This window comes from Halomonas sp. ND22Bw (assembly GCF_003011945.1).
GTDB lineage: Bacteria > Pseudomonadota > Gammaproteobacteria > Pseudomonadales > Halomonadaceae > Halomonas > Halomonas halophila.
The window spans coordinates 1-374 of sequence record NZ_PXWD01000318.1 but is presented as its reverse complement, the minus strand read 5'-3'; the positions used below and the strand labels follow the sequence as shown (position 1 = coordinate 374).

General features: G+C 54.0%; 1 protein-coding gene. It reads right to left on the bottom strand.

What is annotated here, in order from left to right:
- Positions 1-260: hypothetical protein (locus CVH10_RS18245; protein WP_146143031.1), on the bottom strand; the 260-nt coding region annotated here is incomplete at its 3' end.
- Positions 261-374 lie beyond the last annotated feature (114 nt).

The following is a 374-nucleotide window of genomic DNA, read 5'->3' as shown; positions in this document are numbered from 1 at the left end:
ACAAGAGTCACGTTGAAGAACGTCGCCAACGATGAGAAGACGACGACCAACCAGCCAACCAGGTCTTCTCCGTGGAGGGTAAGCCCAGCAGAGAGCGTCTTCGGCATCGCCGCAAACATCGTCGCGAGCAAGCTGAACACCAGACCGGTCCAGAAGCAACGCAGATATTTTTTCTCCAGCTCGTTCACTTGGTCCCAAAACCAGCCGACATATCCTCCAATTAGATCCTTCCCGTACTGTCGCCACGGATCTTCAGACAATCTTACCTCCCGCTTCACGGACTATCGGACGACATCACGTCTTTTGCCTTCAGTGTATGGGCATGAATTCGCCATACAAGCGGCACAGGCGCAACCTCATCTTCGCGACAACGG